The sequence below is a fragment of the Ruminococcus sp. genome (genome assembly GCF_024684275.1).
The window spans coordinates 1-3,696 of sequence record NZ_JAIKXF010000051.1 but is presented as its reverse complement, the minus strand read 5'-3'; the positions used below and the strand labels follow the sequence as shown (position 1 = coordinate 3,696).

General features: G+C 48.0%; 5 protein-coding genes. 1 reads left to right on the top strand and 4 read right to left on the bottom strand.

Translation table 11 applies throughout. From position 1 onward, the window contains the following. The 4 genes from K5677_RS05455 to K5677_RS05440 all read right to left on the bottom strand — a co-directional run. The coding region (locus tag K5677_RS05455; protein WP_296725610.1) for a helix-turn-helix domain-containing protein at positions 1–384 on the bottom strand (384 nt) is incomplete at its 3' end. Between the two features lie 148 nt (positions 385–532). Continuing rightward, positions 533–1,402 carry a metal ABC transporter permease gene (locus K5677_RS05450; protein ID WP_296725607.1) on the bottom strand — a complete coding sequence of 290 codons (870 nt, stop codon included), beginning with the start codon at positions 1,400–1,402 and terminating at the stop codon, positions 533–535. Continuing rightward, entirely contained in the window at positions 1,395–2,117 is a 723-nt protein-coding gene (locus K5677_RS05445) for a metal ABC transporter ATP-binding protein (RefSeq protein ID WP_296725604.1), read from the bottom strand. Before K5677_RS05445 ends, K5677_RS05450 begins: the two co-directional genes overlap by 8 nt. After that, the gene (locus tag K5677_RS05440) at positions 2,118–3,089 is read right to left on the bottom strand and encodes a metal ABC transporter substrate-binding protein (protein ID WP_296725597.1); all 972 of its coding nucleotides are present in this window, start codon (positions 3,087–3,089) and stop codon (positions 2,118–2,120) included. Positions 3,090–3,303: 214 nt separating this feature from the next. Here K5677_RS05440 and K5677_RS05435 point away from each other — a divergent pair. Then, positions 3,304–3,696, top strand: a 393-nt coding sequence (locus K5677_RS05435) for a hypothetical protein (protein WP_296725594.1), incomplete at its 3' end; no start/stop codon positions are given.

The following is a 3,696-nucleotide window of genomic DNA, read 5'->3' as shown; positions in this document are numbered from 1 at the left end:
CTGACCCGAATGGCTTACAAGCTTTGCAGGCTCATCGGATGGTTCAAGTGTGACTAAAAGAGGCTGCATTACCTTATCGGCATAGCGGAAAGCAAGATCCTTGAAGCGGTAGCCGGGGAAACGGCTTATGCTTCTGCCCTTACCGCGTCGCACGACCTGGAAAGTGTCGATGCGGCTGGGTTCGCCTGTGACGAGCTCATTAAAATCGACTCCGAATTTATTTGCAATCTCATAGATGACGCTTATTGGAAAATCTCCGTTCTGTTCATAGCCTGCATACTGCTCCACTGATAGTCCGAGCTCCTGAGCAAGCTTTTCCTGTGTGTAGTCGCACACCTCGCGCAGTTCTTTGATACGTGCTGCGATCTCATTAATGGTTTCCATAGCGCAACCTCCTTTTAAAATAAATGTATACGTCTTTAATGATACCATATTTTATGGTGTTTTGTCAAGACTGAGGGTGATTTATGATAAAGAAAACACTTTCACCTTTAAAAGTGAAAGTGTTTTGTCGCTTTTTACAGTTCCGATGTTATTTTCCACGTTTCAGTGCGGCTGAGACTATGCAGAAAGCAAAGAACACGATGATATCGGCAGAAACTATGGTAGAGCCTACGGGAGTTTCCGCAAGTATCGAGATCATGATGCCGAAAAAAGCACAGAGCAGCGATATCACCACGGAGCAGATTATAACGCTGCGAAAGCTCTTGAATACTCTCATTGCCGAAAGTGCGGGGAAGATTATGAGAGCCGATATCAGCAGCGAGCCTACGAAGTTCATGGCGATAACGATTATGACCGCTATTACCACCGCAATGAGCAGATTGTACATATCCGATCTTATTCCCGTAGCCTTTGCGAAGCTCTCGTCGAAGGTCACGGCGAATATCTTGTTGTAGAATATAAGGAATACCGCTACGACTACTACCGACATGGCAATGCATATCCATACATCGGCGGGCTTGAGGGTCAGTATGGCTGTTGATCCGAAAAGTGTGCTGCACACATCTGCGGTGACGTTGCCCGAAGTCCTGCCGCTTCCGCTGCGGGCAGCTATATTCATGAGCATATAGCCGATTGCAAGGGCACCCACAGATATCATGGCAACTGCCGCATCGCCTTTTATTTTTGTATTGCTGCCCGTTCTCAGGAGGAGAACAGCTGAAATGATAGTCACAGGCATGATAATGAGCATATTATTGGTTATTCCCGCCGCAGTAGCCACTGCCATGGCGCCGAATGCCACATGGGACAGTCCGTCGCCGATGAACGAGAAGCGCTTCATTACAAGGGTAACTCCAAGCAGGGAGGAGCATAATGCGATAAGAAGCCCGACTATAAGAGCGTATCTTACCACAGGCAGCTGAAATGCCTGGTGAAGCTTTGAGAATATATCACTCATTATCCTCACCTCCCATTACGGATATGAATGCCTGACCTATTTTACTGGTCATGTAGTCCTCTTTGGTGCCGAAGAAGAGCTGCTTTCTGCCGATGTGGAGTATATGCGTCGCATATCTTACGGCAGCGTTCATATCGTGGGATACCATTATGACTGTGATACCGTCCTTTTTGTTGAGACTGTCGATAAGCTCGTACATCTCGTTCGTAGCCTTTGGGTCGAGACCTGTCACTGGCTCGTCAAGGAGTATCATTTTCCTTGCGGCGCAAAGGGCTCTCGCAAGGAGCACCCTCTGCTGCTGACCTCCCGAAAGCTCGCGGTAGCAGCGCTTTGTCAGGGGCTCTATCTCCAGCCTTCTCATCATGTCGTGGGCCAGCTTCTTTTCATCCTTATTATAAAAAGGCCGCAGACCGCAGCGGTTCATACAGCCAGAAAGGACTATCTCACGGACGGAGGCGGGAAAGTCCCGCTGTACCAGTGTCTGCTGTGGGAGATATCCTATCTCGTTTTTGCTCACATCTCCGCAGAGCTCCACCTTGCCCTTGAGGGGCGGTCTGAGACCGAGGATAGCCTTTATGAGCGTACTTTTTCCCGAGCCGTTCTCGCCGACAATGCAGAGGTAATCACCGCTGCTGACGGTAAAATCCAGGTCTTTTGTGATTATGTCGCCCTCATATCCGAGAGAGACATTTTTGCATCTGAGCAATGCTCCCATTTATACAAGCACCTTCTTAAGAGTATTGAGGTTTTCTTCCATCAGTGATAAATAAGTAACGCCGCTGTTGATGTCCTTCCGAGTTACGGACTGCAATGAGTTGAGCGTCTCTATGTCGGCGTTTCTGCTTTTTGAGTTATCGATTATGGACCTTGCAATAGAGTCGTCGGAATTTTCGAGTATGAACACTGTCCCGAGCTTAAGCTCGTCCAGCTTGCCTGCAAGAGTTGCCACAGTCTCGAAGCTTGCGTTTGTCTCCGCAGAGCAGCCTGCAAAGGCAGCATAGTAGTCTATTCCGTAATCGTCCACAAGATAGCGGAAAGGGAAACGGTCGCCCACAAGTATGGTCCTTGAGGCGGAGCTTTCAGCCATTTCCGTATATTCATCATCAAGAGCTCGGAGCTTTTCTTCGTAGCTGTCAAGATTTGAGCGGTATGCAGCTGAATGTGACGGGTCGGCTTCGCATACTGTATCGCAGATGCTCTGACAGAGGAGCTCCGCATTTTTCAGTGAGAGCCATATGTGCTCGTCGTATTCGATGCCGTCCTCTTCATCTTCATCTTCGGCAGCCATGCCCTCTTTGGTCTCCTCTTCTTTCAGCCTCTGACCGAGAGCGTCAAACAGCCTTAATACCTTTATGTCCTTGTTTCTGACGTTACCAACGGCGTCATCCACCCATGTTTCGGACTCGCCGCCCGAGTAGATGAACACGTCGCAGCCCGAGATAGTGAGCATATCCTGTGTGCTCGGCTGATAGTTGTGGATATCCGCGCCGCTGCCCAGGAGATATGTGATATCGGCATTTTCAGTGCTGCCGATGATATTCTTTGTCCAGTCGTATTCGGCGAAATTGGTGCAGACGATGCTGAGCCTGCCGTCGTCTGTACTGCGGCTTTCAGCGCAGCCGCTCAAAGAAGCAGCCGCGATCACCGCAGCTGCCGCAACAGAAAAAACTTTACTGATGAAATTCATTTGTTAGCTCCTGATATTGAATTTGATAATCATTTTCAAATTATATTATACTTTATTTAAAGGAGTCTGTCAATAGCTATGCGTTAATTTCATATAACTACCTTCACTTTCCGCGGTAAATGAAAAAATGGTGATATTTTCAGCGCTATACTTGACATTGGGAGCAATTTCAGGTATAATATCCTTGTAAAATTTGATATAGGGGGGCGGTATTATGCCGAAAAACACAAAAGACAAAGAGCTCGATAAAATGTACAGGGATCTCCTTGAGACAAGGAACTCGGCTCGTTCAGCATCAAAAAGTGAAGGAAATCGTCTGCTGACCTTCTTCATAGGACTTCTTCTCCTTGGCGGCGGCTTGTTCATGGTATTCCAGAATATCATGGTCGAGAGCTCATGGGGACTGGGAGGATATTTCTTCAGGATAGGCAGCATAGGACTTCCCAACGGACTTATAATGCTTCCGATAATAGCGGGAATAGCCATGCTGTTCCTTATGGACAGGAAGATATTCGGCTGGGTAGTGCTTTCCATAGGAATAGTCGTAGTGCTCCTCAGCGTAATGCTCACCACACATCTGAGATGGCGCACCACCAACGCATACGTA